This is a genomic window from Paenibacillus sp. GXUN7292 (assembly GCF_050864975.1).
Classification (GTDB): Bacteria; Bacillota; Bacilli; order Paenibacillales; family Paenibacillaceae; genus Pristimantibacillus.
The window spans coordinates 392157-409034 of record NZ_JBOZWO010000001.1 but is presented as its reverse complement, the minus strand read 5'-3'; the positions used below and the strand labels follow the sequence as shown (position 1 = coordinate 409034).

15 protein-coding genes and 1 riboswitch are annotated in these 16878 nt (G+C 48.4%); of the genes, 6 read left to right on the top strand and 9 right to left on the bottom strand.

Annotation, left to right across the window (positions count from 1 at the left end; all coding sequences use genetic code 11):
- Positions 1 to 576 precede the first annotated feature (576 nt).
- Positions 577 to 2766: a heavy metal translocating P-type ATPase gene (locus ACRRU2_RS01815; protein WP_432499764.1), complete on the top strand. Its 2190-nt coding sequence runs from the start codon at positions 577 to 579 to the stop codon at positions 2764 to 2766.
- A gap of 57 nt (positions 2767 to 2823) precedes the next feature.
- On the opposite strand, the gene ACRRU2_RS01810 is transcribed toward ACRRU2_RS01815, so the two are convergent.
- The 4 genes from ACRRU2_RS01810 to ACRRU2_RS01795 all read right to left on the bottom strand — a co-directional run bounded on the left by ACRRU2_RS01810 (position 2824) and on the right by ACRRU2_RS01795 (position 6291).
- Positions 2824 to 3624, bottom strand: a complete 801-nt coding sequence (locus tag ACRRU2_RS01810) for a TatD family hydrolase (protein ID WP_432499763.1) — start codon at positions 3622 to 3624, stop codon at positions 2824 to 2826.
- Positions 3621 to 4391, bottom strand: coding sequence for an ABC transporter ATP-binding protein (locus ACRRU2_RS01805; protein ID WP_432499762.1), 771 nt, complete (start codon positions 4389 to 4391; stop codon positions 3621 to 3623). The genes ACRRU2_RS01810 and ACRRU2_RS01805 overlap by 4 nt, the downstream gene beginning before the upstream one ends.
- Positions 4391 to 5182 (bottom strand): ABC transporter permease, encoded by a 792-nt coding sequence (locus ACRRU2_RS01800; RefSeq protein WP_432499761.1) that lies wholly within the window; start codon positions 5180 to 5182, stop codon positions 4391 to 4393. The genes ACRRU2_RS01805 and ACRRU2_RS01800 overlap by 1 nt, the downstream gene beginning before the upstream one ends.
- A gap of 80 nt (positions 5183 to 5262) precedes the next feature.
- Positions 5263 to 6291, bottom strand: a complete 1029-nt coding sequence (locus tag ACRRU2_RS01795) for an ABC transporter substrate-binding protein (protein ID WP_331702357.1) — start codon at positions 6289 to 6291, stop codon at positions 5263 to 5265.
- A 201-nt stretch (positions 6292 to 6492) separates the two neighbouring features.
- Positions 6493 to 6603, bottom strand: a riboswitch (TPP riboswitch).
- A gap of 168 nt (positions 6604 to 6771) precedes the next feature.
- Between ACRRU2_RS01795 and ACRRU2_RS01790 the strand changes: the two genes are divergently transcribed.
- From ACRRU2_RS01790 to ACRRU2_RS01775, 4 genes are all read left to right on the top strand, one after another.
- A complete protein-coding gene (locus tag ACRRU2_RS01790; RefSeq protein WP_331702355.1) occupies positions 6772 to 7842 on the top strand; it encodes a glycosyltransferase in 1071 nt (356 codons plus the stop codon).
- A gap of 176 nt (positions 7843 to 8018) precedes the next feature.
- Complete coding sequence (locus tag ACRRU2_RS01785; protein WP_432499760.1) at positions 8019 to 9284, top strand: DNA polymerase IV; 1266 nt, start codon at positions 8019 to 8021, stop codon at positions 9282 to 9284.
- On the top strand, positions 9281 to 9625 hold the full coding sequence (locus ACRRU2_RS01780) for a YolD-like family protein (RefSeq protein ID WP_331702353.1): 345 nt from the start codon (positions 9281 to 9283) through the stop codon (positions 9623 to 9625). Before ACRRU2_RS01785 ends, ACRRU2_RS01780 begins: the two co-directional genes overlap by 4 nt.
- Before the next feature lie 60 nt (positions 9626 to 9685).
- The gene (locus tag ACRRU2_RS01775; protein ID WP_432499759.1) at positions 9686 to 10381 is read left to right on the top strand and encodes an SOS response-associated peptidase; all 696 of its coding nucleotides are present in this window, start codon (positions 9686 to 9688) and stop codon (positions 10379 to 10381) included.
- A gap of 104 nt (positions 10382 to 10485) precedes the next feature.
- On the opposite strand, the gene ACRRU2_RS01770 is transcribed toward ACRRU2_RS01775, so the two are convergent.
- From ACRRU2_RS01770 to ACRRU2_RS01750, 5 genes are all read right to left on the bottom strand, one after another.
- On the bottom strand, positions 10486 to 10773 hold the full coding sequence (locus ACRRU2_RS01770) for a stage VI sporulation protein F (RefSeq protein ID WP_331702351.1): 288 nt from the start codon (positions 10771 to 10773) through the stop codon (positions 10486 to 10488).
- Between the two features lie 74 nt (positions 10774 to 10847).
- A complete protein-coding gene (recG, locus tag ACRRU2_RS01765; RefSeq protein ID WP_432499758.1) occupies positions 10848 to 12953 on the bottom strand; it encodes an ATP-dependent DNA helicase RecG in 2106 nt (701 codons plus the stop codon).
- Between the two features lie 7 nt (positions 12954 to 12960).
- Positions 12961 to 13815 (bottom strand): DegV family protein, encoded by an 855-nt coding sequence (locus ACRRU2_RS01760; RefSeq protein WP_331702349.1) that lies wholly within the window; start codon positions 13813 to 13815, stop codon positions 12961 to 12963.
- 35 nt (positions 13816 to 13850) lie between these two features.
- Positions 13851 to 15620 carry a DAK2 domain-containing protein gene (locus ACRRU2_RS01755; RefSeq protein WP_432499757.1) on the bottom strand — a complete coding sequence of 590 codons (1770 nt, stop codon included), beginning with the start codon at positions 15618 to 15620 and terminating at the stop codon, positions 13851 to 13853.
- Between the two features lie 18 nt (positions 15621 to 15638).
- Positions 15639 to 15998, bottom strand: a complete 360-nt coding sequence (locus ACRRU2_RS01750) for an Asp23/Gls24 family envelope stress response protein (RefSeq protein WP_331702347.1) — start codon at positions 15996 to 15998, stop codon at positions 15639 to 15641.
- Positions 15999 to 16369: 371 nt separating this feature from the next.
- Here ACRRU2_RS01750 and rpmB point away from each other — a divergent pair, with 371 nt between their 5' ends.
- On the top strand, positions 16370 to 16558 hold the full coding sequence (rpmB, locus tag ACRRU2_RS01745) for a 50S ribosomal protein L28 (RefSeq protein ID WP_331702346.1): 189 nt from the start codon (positions 16370 to 16372) through the stop codon (positions 16556 to 16558).
- Positions 16559 to 16878: the final 320 nt, after the last annotated feature.

The following is a 16878-nucleotide window of genomic DNA, read 5'->3' as shown; positions in this document are numbered from 1 at the left end:
GTCTTGCGGCATCAGCTATTTGCAACTTACTTACCAATATTTCGTATTACTATTATTAAGCTGGGAGGGGTTGAGGATCAATGAATTTTGCTATTAATGGAATATTAATTACTTGTCCCATTTGCCATAATGACAGCTTTACTAAAGATTATCGACAGCTTAATTCCCGTGGAGCTACTTTTTTCGGCTTTGACTGGGCTAACAAAAATGCATCTATTTTAGTTTGTCATCGCTGCACGCATATATCTTGGTTTTACGAGGAACCCGTCCCTGTAAAAAATTAATGTCAATGTCGCATTTCAGGAATAAGATTGTCATAAAGAGGTGTTAAAGAGGAATTTCCTCCGACACCTCTTTTTGTTTTCCTATTGATTCACAACGCAAGCATCCGAAACCTGTATTTGCACATAAACACTACACGTGCTATTCTCACACAAGATTTTCAAAGGCAGATAACCATTTTAGCTTATGTACATACAAATTAACAAATTTGCCTATCCTATTTAATTGACAAATATTACAGCTTGGAATATCATATGAATAAATACTCATATGTTGTTTCGAAGGGTGAGAACAATGAACCAATATCGTATTCAAGGCTTATCCTGTGCCGGTTGCGCAAGCAGGCTTGAAGAAGAAATTAAACAGCTTCAACATGGAGACAGTGCAACGCTCAGCTATAATTCCGGTAAATTAACCGTCGATCCCGAAGTATCTATGGAAGATATTAAGCGTATTTTAAAAAAAGACGGCGCTTCAATTGCCCGCTCCTATCCAGCTAACTCAAGGCAGGCAGCTGCTCATTCCGGCCAGCATCATACACACAGCCACTCCGGTAGTGACGGGCATGAGCACAGTCATGAAGATGGGCATGCTCATGAGGATGGGCATAGCCATGATCATGGCAATCAACGTTTTATGCTAATGAAGGTAATTGGCGGAGCAATATTATATGCAGCAGCATTGCTGCTTGACGGAGCCGTTAGCCCGTATATTGTAATTGGAACTTTTATTGCTGCTATCGTGTTAAGCGGTTATACCACTTTTATTCGCGGACTTATTCAATTAACTAAGCTCAAATTCAATATTGATACGCTTATGACGATCGCCCTTATCGGCGCTGCCTGCATTGGGGAATGGAAGGAAGCAGCGCTTGTCGCCATCCTATTCGGCCTTAACGAGCTGCTCGAAGGCTACGGCATGGAGAAAGCAAGAAGATCCATGGAAGCTTTGCTCGATACAGCTCCTAGTCAAGCTACAAAGCTGATCGACGGAAACGAATATATTGTTGCTATTTCTGAGCTGCAGGCCGGCGACACCGTTATTATTAAACCCGGCGAAAAAATACCTTCCGACGGCACTGTCCTTTCAGGGTTCAGCTCAGTAAATGAAGCAGCAATAAGCGGAGAATCGATGCCTGTCGATAAGCAAGCCGACAGTCATGTATTTGGCGGAACGATCAATGAGGATGGACAGTTAATTGTCCAGATTGATAAAGCTTATGAGGACTCCTCTCTAGCAAAAATCTTACATCTAGTTCAAGAAGCGCAAGAAACAAAGACGCCTACTGAGCTGTTTATCAATCGCTTTGCCAAGTATTATACGCCTTTCATACTTGTCGTCGCGGTGCTGGTTACAGTTCTGCCTCCACTGTTTTTCGGCGGCAGCTGGATGGATTGGCTGTATCAAGGGCTGTCTGTTCTTATCGTAGGTTGTCCTTGTGCGCTAATTTTATCTTCTCCTATCGCAATTGTCTCCGGTATTACACGGGCAGCACGCGCTGGCATTCTTATAAAAGGCGGCGTCCATCTGGAGCAGCTTGGCCGGATTGATACGATTGCATTTGATAAAACAGGTACGCTTACAAAGGGTGAACCGCACGTTGTCGAACAAGAAAGCTTCGACGAACGCTTCCTAATGATCGCCGGCGCAATGGAGAAATCCTCATCACATCCGCTTGCAAAAGCTATTATGAAGCATGTCGATGAACAGCATATAGAGCTTCCTGCTATGGAAGAACTAAAGGCTGTAGCCGGCAAAGGGCTGACAGGTTCCCTTAATGGGACGCCATATTGGCTCGGCAGCGAAAGCAATATTACACATTTGGAGCTGCCAGATTCCGTGCAAACGCAAATAGATAAATGGAAAGCTAATGGACTTACTATTGTGCTCGTTGCAAGTGAAACCGCTGTGCTGGGCATGTTCGGCATCGCCGATGAGATTAGAGAAGAAAGCCATTCTATTATTGCACAGCTCCGCAAGCTTGGCATTGCCAACACTGTTATGCTGACCGGCGACCATGAAGCATCGGCAAGCAAAGTAGCCACAGAAATAGGCCTGACGAAATGGTTCAGCGGCCTGCTGCCTGAGGATAAAGTAACTAAAGTGAAAACACTTGCCGGCCAGGGCAAGGTTGCTATGATCGGTGACGGGATCAACGATGCTCCCGCACTTGCTACCGCACAGCTGGGCATCGCAATGGGCAAAGGCACAGACAGCGCTATAGAAACGGCTGATATTGTGCTTATGCAGGATCATTTGGGCAAGCTGCCTGAAGCAATCTCCGTAGCCAAGCGTGTCAATCGCATCATCTCATTTAATATTTCCGTATCGCTTGGGCTGAAATTAATAGCGTTGCTGCTCACGATTCCAGGCTGGCTGACGCTTTGGATAGCGATACTTTCGGATATGGGAGCGACTATATTTGTAACGCTGGTCAGCTTGACGATTTTGATCAGTCGTAAAGAGCGCTTGCGAACAAGCTGAACTTACTATAGCTGTAAAAAAGAAGAACCTGCTGACACGCAAGTTCTTCTTTTTAATTTATATACCATAAAACCTTTTCGTATTTGCCATCAATTCTGCAGCTGCCTGCTCAGCCGGCAAGCCTTTTAATTCAGCGATACAAACTGCTGCATCCAGTGCCATAGCCGGAACAGTTTCCAGTCCTTCATAGCGGCCCTCGAATGGCCATGGTCCATCCGTCTCAACCATTATAAGCTCCAATGGATACTGGCGTACCAGCTCTTTGATCTCCTCCTCGTACTGCACATCGGGCGTTACAGATATATAATAGCCTGCCTGGGCCATTCTTCTTACAACAGCCCGATCTCCTTTAAACCAATGAAAATGCGCCTTCGTCACCCGATGCTTCTCAAGCAGCTCGCAGGCTTTGGCTGCATCCTCATACACGGCATGCAGCACGATTGGCCGATTCCATTTGGCAGCAAGCTCCACGAACCGTACTAACAGATCAACATAAGGCTGTTCATCAAACAGCTCGCCCGCTTCAGCCTTCTCTGTTCTCAGATAATAGGGAAGCCCTACCTCGCCAATGGCAAACTGTTCGCCAGCTTCATAGCGCTGCTGCAGCCAATCAAACAGCTTATCCGCCTCCAGCTTGCCGGGAACAGGCTGCTCCGGATGATAGCCATACGCTGGAATAATATACGGCGTATGGCGGCTGGCCAGTTCTCTCGTCGCCTTGCATGACGCCAAATGCATCGATACTGCGACAACTGCTTCAACGCCGCTTTGCTTCGCATCAGCAAGCAGACTCTTTTGACGCCTTTCCTCATACATATCCAAATGAATATGAGCATCTATGCAAGCCAGCTTCGTCATCCGCTCTCCACTCCTTTATGCAGCAAGCCGTAAATATAACGCTTCAGCTCATTGAATGCCGGCTCTGCCCATAGCTCATTGCTGCGAGGGCGTGAAAACGGAACGGCCAGCTCCTGCAAAACAACGGCCGGAGCAGCAGATAATACAATAATGCGGTCGGACAGCAGCAGCGCCTCGTCAATGCTGTGCGTCACAAGCAGCACCGATCTGCGATTGGCCTCCCATATTGATAGCAGCCACTGCTGCATCTCCATTCTCGTTAATGCATCAAGCGCACCGAAAGGTTCATCCAGCAGCATCAGCGGCTTAGGCGACAGCAGTGCACGCAAAAAGGATACTCGCTGCTGCATCCCGCCTGAAAGCACCTGCGGATAAGCATCTGCATACTCGCCGAGACCGATCCGCTGCAGCCATTGCTGTGACTGCTGTCTTGCTTCAGCAGCAGGCATGCCTGCAATCGTTAACGACAGATCGATATTGCGCCGAACCGTTTGCCAAGGCAGCAGCGCTGATTGCTGCGGCATGTAGGCAACATGGCCTCGCTGGCCCGTTACCGTTGCGCCGGCAATACTGATCTCTCCCTCATCGGGCAGCTCCAGTCCTCCGATAAGCTGAAACAAAGTCGTCTTGCCGCTGCCAGAGGGACCGATAATCGATACAAACTCTCCTTCCGATACGCGCAGGGACAATCGATTAAGTATGAGCTTGCCGGCTTCGCCGCGCCTGCGGCCGCCAAATGATTTGCTTAATTGCGATACTTCAAGCATTACTGCAAGCCCCCTTCCTTCTTCGTCCGCCAGCGCACGATGAAACGTTCCGCCAATAATACGAGACCAAATAACAGCAGGCTGATCGCAACTATAATAATAACGGCAGCAAATACCCGTTCAGGCTTGTAGTTGCGCGAGGATAATATAAGAAAACCGCCGAGGCCGTTTTTGGGTGATATCCACTCCGCAACAACAGCGCTCAGCATGCTGTATGTAGCCGCGATTTTGAGACCCGAAAACAAATGAGTAATCGAATAAGGCAGCTCCAGGCGCCAAAACAGCTGCCATTTGCTGCTGCCGATCATGCGCATATAATTGAGCAGCACCTGGTCCGTTCCGGAAAGTCCGCTGAGCATGGCAATGGCCACCGGAAAGAAGCAAACCATCGTTACAAGCAGCACCTTCGGCAGCAACCCATATCCGAGCAGCAGCGTCAACAGCGGAGCAATGACAACAAGCGGCACATTTTGAGACAATATGAGGAGCGGGTACAGGGCCGAGCGCAGCAGCGGGACTAGATGCAGCAGCATCGATAATAGAAAGCCGCCCGCTGCACCGAAGCCAAAGCCCATCAGCGTAAGGCGAAGCGTAGAGCCGGTATGCTCCGCCAGCCGCGGCCCTATCTTTATCGATTCCTGCACGACCGCCCATGGCGAGGGCACGATCCAGCTGTAGAACAACCCCAGCGATACGCTAGCTTGCCATACGCTCAGCAAGCCTAGCATCACAACGGTCGGCGGCCATATTTTTCGCCATATTCCTCGTCTTCCTCCATGATTACTGGCCATCTGGATATTTCTCCAGCAATCGATCCACCGGCAGAATGCGTATTAATGCGTTAGCCATGCTGCTCATCCTCTCATCAATATTACTTGCCGCTTGGCAAAAATTGATTCGTAAACGCCTTCTCTGCATCCAATTCGCCATCAAGCAGCTTGTTTTCATGCATCCAGTCAGCGTAATTTTGCCATACGCTCAGCTTCTGCTCTCCCCAGCGCGGCGCATCATCCTTGTAATAAGGACTCAACCATTTTTGGCTTGCGCGTACAAGCTCTTCATTCAAATCCGGCACTGCCTTTATCAATACGTCCGCTGCTTCTTCCGGCTTTTCGATTGCAAACTGATAGCCCTTCGCAACAGCAGCAACGAAGGATTCAACTACCTTCGGCTCCTCTGCAATCATTTTTTCATTCGTAACAATAACAGGCGTATAATAGTCCAGTTTCTCACTGTAATCTGTCAAATAAACCATATTCAGCTCTTCCCCGCGCAATTCCGCCTCGACACCTGTCCAGCCGTAGAAAATCCATGCAAAATCAATATCCCGCTTGACAGCTGTAAAGAAATCGCCATCTCCAATACTCAGCAGCTCTACTTTTTCAATATCAGCATCCTGAGTACGCATAATCGAGTCTATAACCGCTTCCTCTACCGGTGCTCCCCAACCGCCATAACGCATTCCTTCGAACTTTTTGGGAGAATCGATTCCTTTCTCCTTCGGCGATGCAAAGCCTGACGTATTATGCTGGATAACCGCCGCGACCGACACAATAGGCAGCCCCTCTACACGCGCCATCGTTACTGTTTCCTGATAACTTACGCCAAATGGCACTGTACCGGCAGCTACTGCCGGATTCGCACCATCGTCGCCAGGCATTATAATTTCAACATCAAGACCTTGCTCCGCAAAATATCCTTTGTCACGAGCGACATAAATTCCCGTATGATTCGTATTTGGCGACCAATCGAGCAAAAGCTGCACCTTTTTCAGCTGCTTCCCGCTGCTCTCTCCTGTCTGGTTATTCTCTTTTTTGCCGCCGCAGCCTGAAATAATAAGCAAAGCTGCCAGCATAGCTGCCGTAATCCCCTTTGTCCATCTTCCAGCATATTTTCTCATTTGACTTGCCCCTTTCTCTATTTCCTGCCTATCCTTTCTCTGCCTGCTTCAAATGCACCAAGCACCTTTGGAGCAGCAGCTTACTCACCGGCAAACCGTCTCCTTCGCACAAAAAAAAGCGCTTCTCCCGATCCGGAGAAACGCTGTCTGCACGAATAATTGTCACGCTGACGCCAACTGCATATGAGAAGGACGCCAATATGGACAGTATGCAAAACGATTCCTACGCCGGCATTATCCGGATCAGGTATATGGGTCGGAATGTAAAGCATCCCCTCTCAGCCGGTCCAACCAGCTCCCCAGTACTTACTTATAAGCCATGCCAAGAGAGCCTAATTAAAGACTCTTAACATTTGAAGCATACTTTATCATAGCAAATAATTTCTTTATTGTCATGCGCACACTTCAAGAAGCTCGTCATACCTTATATCATACGTGTATTTTCATACACGCTATTGGCATGGGAGGGATTAGAAACGCATGATTACCATCAGCTTATGCATGATTGTCAAAAACGAGGAGGAAAGCCTTGGGCGCTGCCTCGCCTCCGTCAAAGAAGCCATGGATGAAATTATAATCGCAGATACCGGCTCAACCGACCGCACCAAAGAAATTGCCGAATCCTTCGGCGCTAAAGTATATGACTTTCCTTGGATAGACGATTTTGGGGCAGCTCGCAATTTCAGCTTCAGCAAAGCAACCCAAAAGTTTATTATGTGGCTGGATGCAGATGATGTGCTGGGGGATGAGGACCTGCAAGGACTGCTTGCGCTGAAGCAGCAAAAGCCGTTTGACTACGACAGCGTCACGATGAATTATGTGCTTACGGTCGATCAAAAAGGCAATCCTGTATACAGTCTGCGCAGAAATCGCCTTGTACGCAGAAGCTGCGGCTTTCAGTGGCATGGGCCTGTCCATGAATATTTAGCCGTGTCCGGCAGTGTATATAACAGTGACATAGCTGTGCGGCACCGCAAGGAGCGTACACATACCGACCGCAACCTGCAAATTTATTTGAAGCGTAAAGAAAAAGGAGAAAATTTCTCGCCGCGAGACCAATACTATTTTGCCAATGAGCTGCGTGACAATGGACGATATGCCGAAGCAATCGATATGTATGAGCAGTTTTTGAATACGAGGCTCGGCTGGGTTGAGGATGAAATCGGCGCATGCATGAAGCAAGCATTTTGCTACGGTCAGTTGATGCAGCGGGAAAAACAAATGCAAGCTTTATTCAGAACATTAGTCTATGACCTGCCACGGGCAGAATTTTGCTGTCAGCTCGGCAATGTTTTTATGGAAAGCGGACGCTGGCAGCAAGCGATACACTGGTTCCGCCAAGCCACGCTGCTGGAGGTTCCTGCTCATCTGCTTAGCCCGATCGATCATGCCTCCTGGACGTGGCTGCCGCATCTTCAGCTCACCGTATGCTACGACAGAATAGGCGACCGCGAGCGCGCTTTAGCGCACCATGAAGAGACAAAAAAGCTGAACCCCGAGCATCCAAGTGTAAAGTTTAATGAGAACTACTTTAATAACCTTGCGCAATAGCAGGCGACAAAAAACGGGCAATGCCTTCTTCGCGAGCATCTGCTCGTTTTTTGCATGTATATATGTCGAACATTTCCAGCTTATTTTCCATAAAATGATATGGAATAAGAACGTGCGTTCTGTATATAATATTATAGAACACATGTTCTTAAAAGTGAGAGGGGAAGTGTTTGATCATGGCAGCGAACCGGATTATTATGCTTGCAGACTGCCAATCCTTCTATGCTTCTGTTGAAAAAGCCGAGCGGCCGGAGCAAAAGCATTTGCCGCTTGTTGTAGCCGGCGATCCCGAACGGCGCTCCGGCATCATTTTGGCCGCTTGCCCTGTAGCAAAAAAATACGGCGTTACGACAGCTGAACGGCTTGGCGATTCACTCGCCAAATGCCCGGAGCTGATCGTTGCTAAGCCCCGCATGCAGCTCTACATTGATGTCTCGCTTATGATTACAACTATCTATCAATCGTTTACTGACATTGTGGAGCCCTATTCTATCGATGAACAATTTCTTGACGTAACCTCCACCCTCCATCTTTATGGGACAGCGGAGCAGCTCGCCCAGACGATTCAAGCGCGCGTGCTTGCCGAAACTGGCATTTACACTCGCTTTGGCATTGCCTCCAACAAAATTTTAGCCAAAATGGCCTGCGACAATTTCGCCAAGAAGAACAGCAGTGGCATTTATACAATGGGCAGCCAGCAAATGAAGGAGGAGCTATGGAAGCTGCCGATTGCTCGCATGTTCATGGTTGGCAGCCGCATGAATCGCCATCTGAACATGATGGGGCTCGAAACGATCGGCGATCTCGCTTCTACCCCGCTGGAGCAGCTGAAGCAAATGATGCGCCGCAAATTCGGGCGCGATTCCGATATTAATGCGGAGCTGTACTGGCGCATCGCCAACGGCATTGACGACAGCCCTGTAACAACGACGCTCGCCCAAACAGTGCCCAAATCAATCGGGCATATGATGACGCTGCCGCAAGACTACAGCAGCGCAAGCGAAATCAAAATCGTGCTGCTTGAGCTGACGGAGCTTGTTGCCCAGCGCTGCCGCAGCAAAGGCTATATGGGCTACGTGGTTTCGGTCAGCTGCATGGGCGCAGATTACGAGCGTCCGAACGGCTTTCATCGCCAGATGAAAATGCTCGACCCGACCAACATTACTAACCGCATCTATGATACCGCCGTCAAGCTGCTAATGAAGCATTGGAACGGCTTGCCCGTACGTAAAGTAGGGGTCAGCCTTTCCGGGCTATGTGCCGACGACGAATACCAGCTGTCTTTATTTGATTTAAACCGGGAAAAAATGATGGCGCTGGAAAAGGCTACGGATGCAATTAAATCCAAGTATGGCGATTCCAGCATTTTTCGAGCTGTATCCATAACACAGCCAGGCCAAGCATTACTTCGATCCAAATTGATAGGAGGTCATTTTAAATGAATACAAAGCATAGCAAAAAGCTGGAAGGCAACGGGATGTGGGAGTCAAGCCGGATGATGCTGCCTGAGCATAAGGCCGCCTTGGCCCAGCATGTTGAAACCGCTAGACGGCGATCGCGAATCGAGCTTGACGAGCAGGAATGTCAGCTCATTTCATGCATGATGAGTACTTCGCTAAAGCTTCGCAAGCAAATTTCCATTACTCTGTTTCATCCATTCGAGCAGCTTCAGGTCATCGGCATCGTTGACTATATCGATCATTCACAAAACAGATTTATGGTTGACGGGGAATGGTTTCCAATAGCAGACATCGAAAGTGCGCAGCTTCATTCGCCTTCGTAGATTCCGAGGTGTATAATATAATTACATCTAATTACGGAACTGTACAAAGGGGCGCTGAAAATGTGCGGCAGGTATACGATTACTGTAACCTTAGAGGAGCTGATCATCAGATACGAGCTGGGAGAAACGAACATTCCATTCCATCAGCCGCGATATAATGTTGCTCCTTCCCAGCAAATTCCCGCTATTATTCATGACGGGCAGAGCAATCGGCTTGGCCTGCTTAAGTGGGGCCTCATTCCTTCGTGGGCTGATGATGACAAGCGTGGAAGCAGCATGATTAATGCCCGCTCCGAAACGGTTGCCGCAAAACCGGCGTTTCGCGATTCCTTCCAGCGCAAGCGCTGCATTATACCTGCCGACGGCTTCTACGAATGGGTGTTGACGTCCGGCGGCAAGCAGCCCATGCGCATTGTGATGAAGAACCGCTCGCTATTCAGTATGGCCGCCATATATGATACTTGGATTGCACCGGATAAAAGCAAAGTCAGCAGCTGTTCGATCCTTACGACGACTGCCAATAGTGTCGTAGCTCCGATTCATGATAGAATGCCAGTCCTGCTGAACAAGCAGGATGAACAGCTTTGGCTTGATCGATCCTTACAAAGCAGCGAGCTGCTGCTTCCGCTCTTAAAGCCCTATCCTGCCGAAGAGATGGAGGCGTATCCCGTATCGCCCAAAGTTGGAAATGCCCGCGCCGAATCACCTTCTTTCATAGACAGGCAGGCAATTGAAGGCCAGCTTGAGCTCTGGTAGCTCAGAATAATAAAAGCGTTCAAAACTTGTACATGGTTATATTTCAAAAGGCCCGCCAATCATTCGGCGAGCCTTTCATTTTCATATTTACATTTACCTATCAGCTAACGAAACATTCCCCATAGCTTCAACAAATGAAACGTATTTTTCGGATCGATTTTTTGCGCCAGCACAAAAGTAATAATTTGCTCCTCCTGCGTGTCTGAAAGCTTCTCTGATACGATAGCCGCTCCAGCCTTTACGAGCCTTTTCACTCTCGTTCTATCCTGCAGATCATATTTGGTTACACCATTGAGCAGCAGGCGCATCCGCTCCTTTACAGCCGGATTTTTCATTTTGCGCTTAATTCTTTCCACAAGCTGCTGGCTAATACCATATTTCTGATAACTCATAAGCTTGACACCTCCATACAGCTAAGTCCATGACCCCATCCATTCACTATATGCTGTATAGAGGCATTTCTTTCCTAATCAAGCTGCTCTCCTTGAAATCTCTCATCCTGGCTCAAGATTGCATGCAAGCGCGAGAAGCGTTCCTCTTGCCAGAAGTCCTCTCGTTCCGTAAGCCTTGCCGCATCATCGCGCGCCTGCTCCAGCACCTCATAATCACTCACCATATCGGCAAGGCGGAACTCTGGCAGACCGCTTTGCTTGGTGCCAAAAAATTCTCCCGGGCCACGCAGCTCCAGATCTCTGCGTGCCACCTCAAAGCCGTCATTCGTCTCAGTCATCACCTTCATGCGCTCACGGCCAGTTTCTGATTTAGGATCGGCAATCAATATACAATGCGACTGATGCTCTCCCCGGCCCACTCTGCCGCGCAGCTGGTGCAGCTGCGACAAGCCAAAGCGCTCTGCATCCATAATGACCATCACTGTCGCATTAGGAACATCCACCCCTACCTCGACAACTGTTGTAGCGACAAGAACCTGAGACTCATTTGCACCGAAGGCGCCCATCGTTTCATCCTTTTCTGCTGCTGACATGCGGCCATGCAGCAAGCCAATTTGCAAATCAGGCAGCGCCTGCTGCAGTTGAATATGCAAATCGATCGCATTTTGCACCTCGAGTTTTTCGGATTCCTCTATAAGCGGACAAATAACATAAGACTGCCTGCCTGCCGATGCCGCCTTGCGAATAAATCCAATGACCCGGTCGAAAGCGTCATGCTTGACCCAATAAGTTTTGATCGGCTTGCGCCCCTGCGGCCTTTCCCGAATCGTTGACACATCCATATCGCCAAAGGCGGTAATGGCAAGTGTTCTTGGGATCGGCGTCGCGGTCATCGTCAGCACATCCGGATTGGGCCCCTTACGACGCAGTATGCTGCGCTGATTAACGCCAAAGCGATGCTGCTCATCGGTAACAACAAGTGCCAGGCTATGGAAATGTACGTCCTCCTGAATAAGCGCATGGGTGCCGACTGCAATATGAATCATGCCCATTTGCAGGCCTGCAAGCACATCTCGCCTTTTCCGCTCGGTCAGGCTGCCGGTCAAAAGTCCAAGCTCAATTCCTGTGCCGGCGAATAGCTTTTGCAAAGACTTCATATGCTGCTCGGCAAGTATTTCGGTTGGCACCATAAGCGCTCCTTGATGTCCTGCTGTATATGCGCCATACAGAGCGATAGCAGCTACTACGGTTTTGCCGGAGCCTACATCGCCTTGCAGCAGCCGATTCATTGCGCTGCTGCGTCTCATATCCTTCAACAGCTCATTAACGACCTGCTTCTGGGCGGCTGTAAGCTCGAACGGCAGCGTAGCCGCAAAATCGCGTATCGTTTGGCTGTCGATCGGCATAGCGATCCCATCATTGCGTTTTACGTGCAAAGAACGGTAAGCTTGCAGCTTCAACTGAAATAAAAACAATTCCTCATACACCATCCGGCGGCGGGCTTCCAGCCCGTCTCCAACATCACCAGGCATATGAATCCGTCTAATCGCCTCACGTCTTGCCATCAGATGATGCTGCTCCACCAGCTCATGAGGCAGCACCTCATCAATAAGTGTCTCAAATTGCAGCAGCGCCTGCGCGATAGTTTTGCGCATCCACGCTTGTGTAATGCTGCCGCCAATCGAGTATACAGGCTGCAGCGTATCTGTTTTGCTCGTTTTTGCAGACCGATCAGGGCTGAGCTTCTCAAAGCCAGCCAATGCTGTCGCTGAAGCGCCACCAGTAAATTCTGATTCCGATACAGTCATTTGCAGGCGCTGCTGCTCCCATTTGCCCGTCAGCATCAGCTCACGGCCGGGAAACAGCTGATCCTTCAGGAAATGGCGATTAAACCATACTGCAGTAATCAGCATCCCGCCGCACTCCACCTTGCAAGACAGTCTCGACTTATTGCGGCCATACCGCTGCAGCATCGGCATGCCGCGCACAATGCCCAGCACAGTCGCCTTGTCGCCATCCTTGACCTCCGCTAGCTCCTTCACGCGATAATCCTCGTAACGAAAAGGAAAATAGAGCAGCAAATCTTCAATTGTATGTATGCCAAAGGCGTGAAGCTCTTGTTCTTTAAGAGCCGTCACGCCTTTAACTTGTCTTACTGAAACCTCATGAATGAATGCCATATTACTTTCACACCTTATACATAAATACAGCAGAGGTGCCTGGACCCGTATGCGTTCCAATAACGGAACCTACCGTCGTATAGCCAACCTGCTTCACGTTTAATTCGCTTTTAATGCGTTCGCCAAGCTCCATCGCGACCGTCGTATCATCTGTCCATGCCAGCGTCAAGCCGACAGGCTCATCGCCAAAATCTTTTTTAAGCAGCTCCACAATCCGGCCCATCGCTTTTTTCGAGCCGCGCACCTTGTCTACCGGAAACACGCCGCCTTCCTTGTCCAAGGTAAGAATAGGCTTAATATTAAGAATGGAGCCAATCAGGGCTGACGCCTTGCCGATTCTGCCGCCCTTCTGCAAATATTCAAGCGTATCCACAAGAAAGTACAAATTAAAGCCTTCCTGAAGCCTTTGAAGCTCCTTTACAATTTCATCCTTGGAGCGGCCTGCCTGCGCCATCTCGGCAGCTTTGACAACTAAATAGCCAATACCGAAAGAAGCGGACTTGGAATCCACAATTGTAATATCCGCTTCCCCTTCAATCATCGACTGCGCAATCGTAGCGGATTGATAGGTGCCGCTAAGCACCGCTGCCAAATGGATTGAAATAATAGACGTATCCGGCTCCTCAGCCAACAGCTTCTCGTATACTTCTGTAAACTCTACCGGCGATGGCTGAGACGTTGTTGGCAGAATAGGCGATTGTACCAGCTTTTTATAAAATTGCTCGGTGCCAATCGTAATTGCATCCAAATAAGTTTCTTCGCCGAAATGTACTTTTAGCGGAATCATAGCAATTCCAAGCCGCTCCCGCTCCTCCTGCGGAATATCAGCGGTGCTATCCGTAACGATACGAACCTTTCCCATAGGCTAACTCTCCTATCTCATTCATAGTCGCTGCATTATTCTAGTCCAAATACATACGGGTACAGCGGCTGACCCCCTGCATGAACCTCTAATTCAAGGTCGCTGTAATTCTCCTCCAGCCAAGCAGAAAGCTGCTTCGTAATCGCGTCATCTGCGCCTTCACCATATAGAACAGTAAGCAGATCGCCGCCATCTGCGAGCATTTTTTGCAGAAGAGCCTGGCAGGAAGCGAGAAGGCTTGCGTCTGAAACTACGATTTCCTTCTCCTTGATGCCGATAAAATCGCCTTCCTTAATGACAATTCCTTCGATAACTGTATCGCGTACTGCTGAAGTTACTTGACCGGACTGTACATGCGAAGCAGCGCTGATCATCCATTCCTTGTTGCGTTCTGCGCTTTCATCTTCTTTGAAGGCCAGTACGGCAGACAAGCCTTGTATCACGGTTCTTGTAGGAATAACCGTTACATTGCGCTCGCTTAATTCAGCAGCCTGTTCCGCTGCCAAAATAATATTCCCATTGTTGGGAAGAAGGAAAATATGCTCCGCTGAAAGTGATTCTATCGCATTCAAAAAATCCTCTGTGCTTGGATTCATCGTCTGCCCGCCTGACAGCACAATATCAACATCGCTTGCGTGGAACATCTCGGAAATGCCTTCACCCATTGCTACAGCAACCATTCCGAATGGAGCGCGCTCATAGATTTGTCCTAATGACACTCCTTCAGGTGCTTGACCTGCAAGCAGCTCAGCCGCGGAAAAATCGACATGGACGGTAGCCGCCGGGCTTTCCTCAAGCAAATCCCGATGCTGCTCGCGCATGTTCAATATATGAATATCAATAAGTTCTCCATAAGGCAAAGAAAGATTAAGCACATCGCCCGGCTTGCGCGAATGGACATGCACTTTGATGATTTCGTCATCTACGATAACAAGTATAGAGTCGCCATCCTTTTCAAGCGCCCTCTTGTAAGCGGATTCATCAAAAAACACTGCAGAACTTTTTGCCAGCTTGCGATTTATAAAAAATTCCATATCGTATAAAAATTCAATATCGTCTGTCACTAGCTTCGCTTGTGCCGAGGTTGGCACTGCAACAGGTCTGACAGCCGCTGCTGGTACAGCTACCTCTTCAGGCAGAGCAGCTTCAGAGGTCATAAATAACGAATCAGAATAACCGCCAGACTCATTGTCCAGCAGACTGCGCAAAAAGCCCTCATAAATAAAGGTCAGCCCTTGACCTCCTGAATCCACTACGCCAACCTGTTTAAGTACAGGAAGTAAATCCGGTGTTTTCTGAAGTGCTTCATTTGCTCTTTCGTATACTTCACGCATAAGTGCAATAACATCACTGCTGCGGCGCGCATAGGCAACAGCATGCTTGGCTGCTTCCTTCGCAACGGTAAGTATCGTACCTTCAACCGGCTTGACTACCGCCTTGTAGGCCATATCTACCCCATGCTGCAACGCTGCCGCAATTTGAGTTGTTCCTGCTTCCTCATACGCCGCGAGCGAGCGCGAGAACCCTCTAAACAGCTGCGATAATATGACGCCGGAATTGCCGCGTGCGCCCATTAGCAGTCCTTTCGACAACGCTTCTGCCGCTTTACCCAAATGTTCTGACGGCTTGCCTTTCAGCTCTCGAACACCAGAGTCCATAGTTAAGTTCATATTTGTGCCAGTATCGCCGTCCGGCACAGGAAATACATTCAACGCATTGACGTATTCTGCATTCCTTTGTAAATATTGTGCGCCGGACAACGCCATGGCGGCAAAATCCGTTCCGTTAATAGAGCGCTTACCCAATGAAAAATTCCCCTTCCGCTACCTGGATACCATTACATCTTGTACGAATATATGGATTTGATCTACTTGCAAACCTGCTACATCATTCAGCACATATCTTACTTTGGATTGTATGTTGTGCGCTACTTCAGAGATCTTTGTTCCATAGCTGACAATGATATAGAGATCAATATGCAGCTCTTCATTCTCTTTTCTTACAACAACCCCGCGAGACCAATTGTCCCTGCCCAACAGCTCAGCAAGACCATCCTTCAATTGTTTTCGCGAAGCCATGCCTACCAGTCCATAGCATTCCATAGCTGCGGAACCTGCAATAACTGCAACGCATTCTTCCGACACATAAATAGCGCCTAGCTCGGATTTAAGCTGCAAAGTCATCCTAACACGCTCCCTTACCCTCTCAAGTATGGACTAATTACCATTGTACTATAAACTACCACGTTATTGAAGTCTGTAACACAAAACGTTGTAACAAAGCAGATACTGGTTGAAGAACCACGCAATTTATGGTACGATATCCAAGTGTGTTTTAACAGGCGTCGGTATTCTGCTTTTTTACAGATACGATTACGCTATCGCATTGCTGGTTAAATCAATTTCATAACTCATTGCAATGATTAGATGTAGATCCTTAGTTTCATCGATCTATATTTTCTTGATTACAGCAGTTAGCCATATTATGAAATTGATTCAATTAAGCGCAATATGGAACCCGTTTTTTCATTGCAACATTTTAAGGAGGTGTAGTCATGTCCCGCAGATGTTATCTTACAGGCAAATCGCCTGGAACAGGCAACAACGTTACTCACGCAAACAACAAGTCCCGCCGTACTTGGGGCGTAAACGTGCAAAAGGTTCGCATCCTAGTTGACGGCAAACCAAAACGTGTTTACGTTAGCACACGCGCTCTGAAATCCGGTAAAGTACAACGCGTATAGTAATGGCTCAGCCATAGACAAAAGCACCTGATCACAGGTGCTTTTTTTATTAACCGGCATGCTCTCCCCCAGCTGCTTCAAGCGCTCAACAATGGCCAGTCTGCGTATTCAACAAGGTAAGCGGCTCGCCATCCCCGGGAAAGCTGCCGGCGAAATATAAGATCAATATTAGCAGGTAGCAAGTCAGATTCAAACACTTAGGCTTTTTTGTAAAAAAAATATAAGTAAGTATAGGCTTCCCTATACTTAGCTTATATTTACTGCGAATGTCCCGGATCATTATCCTATAGCAAAATGCCACGGCTGCTGCAATATGAATC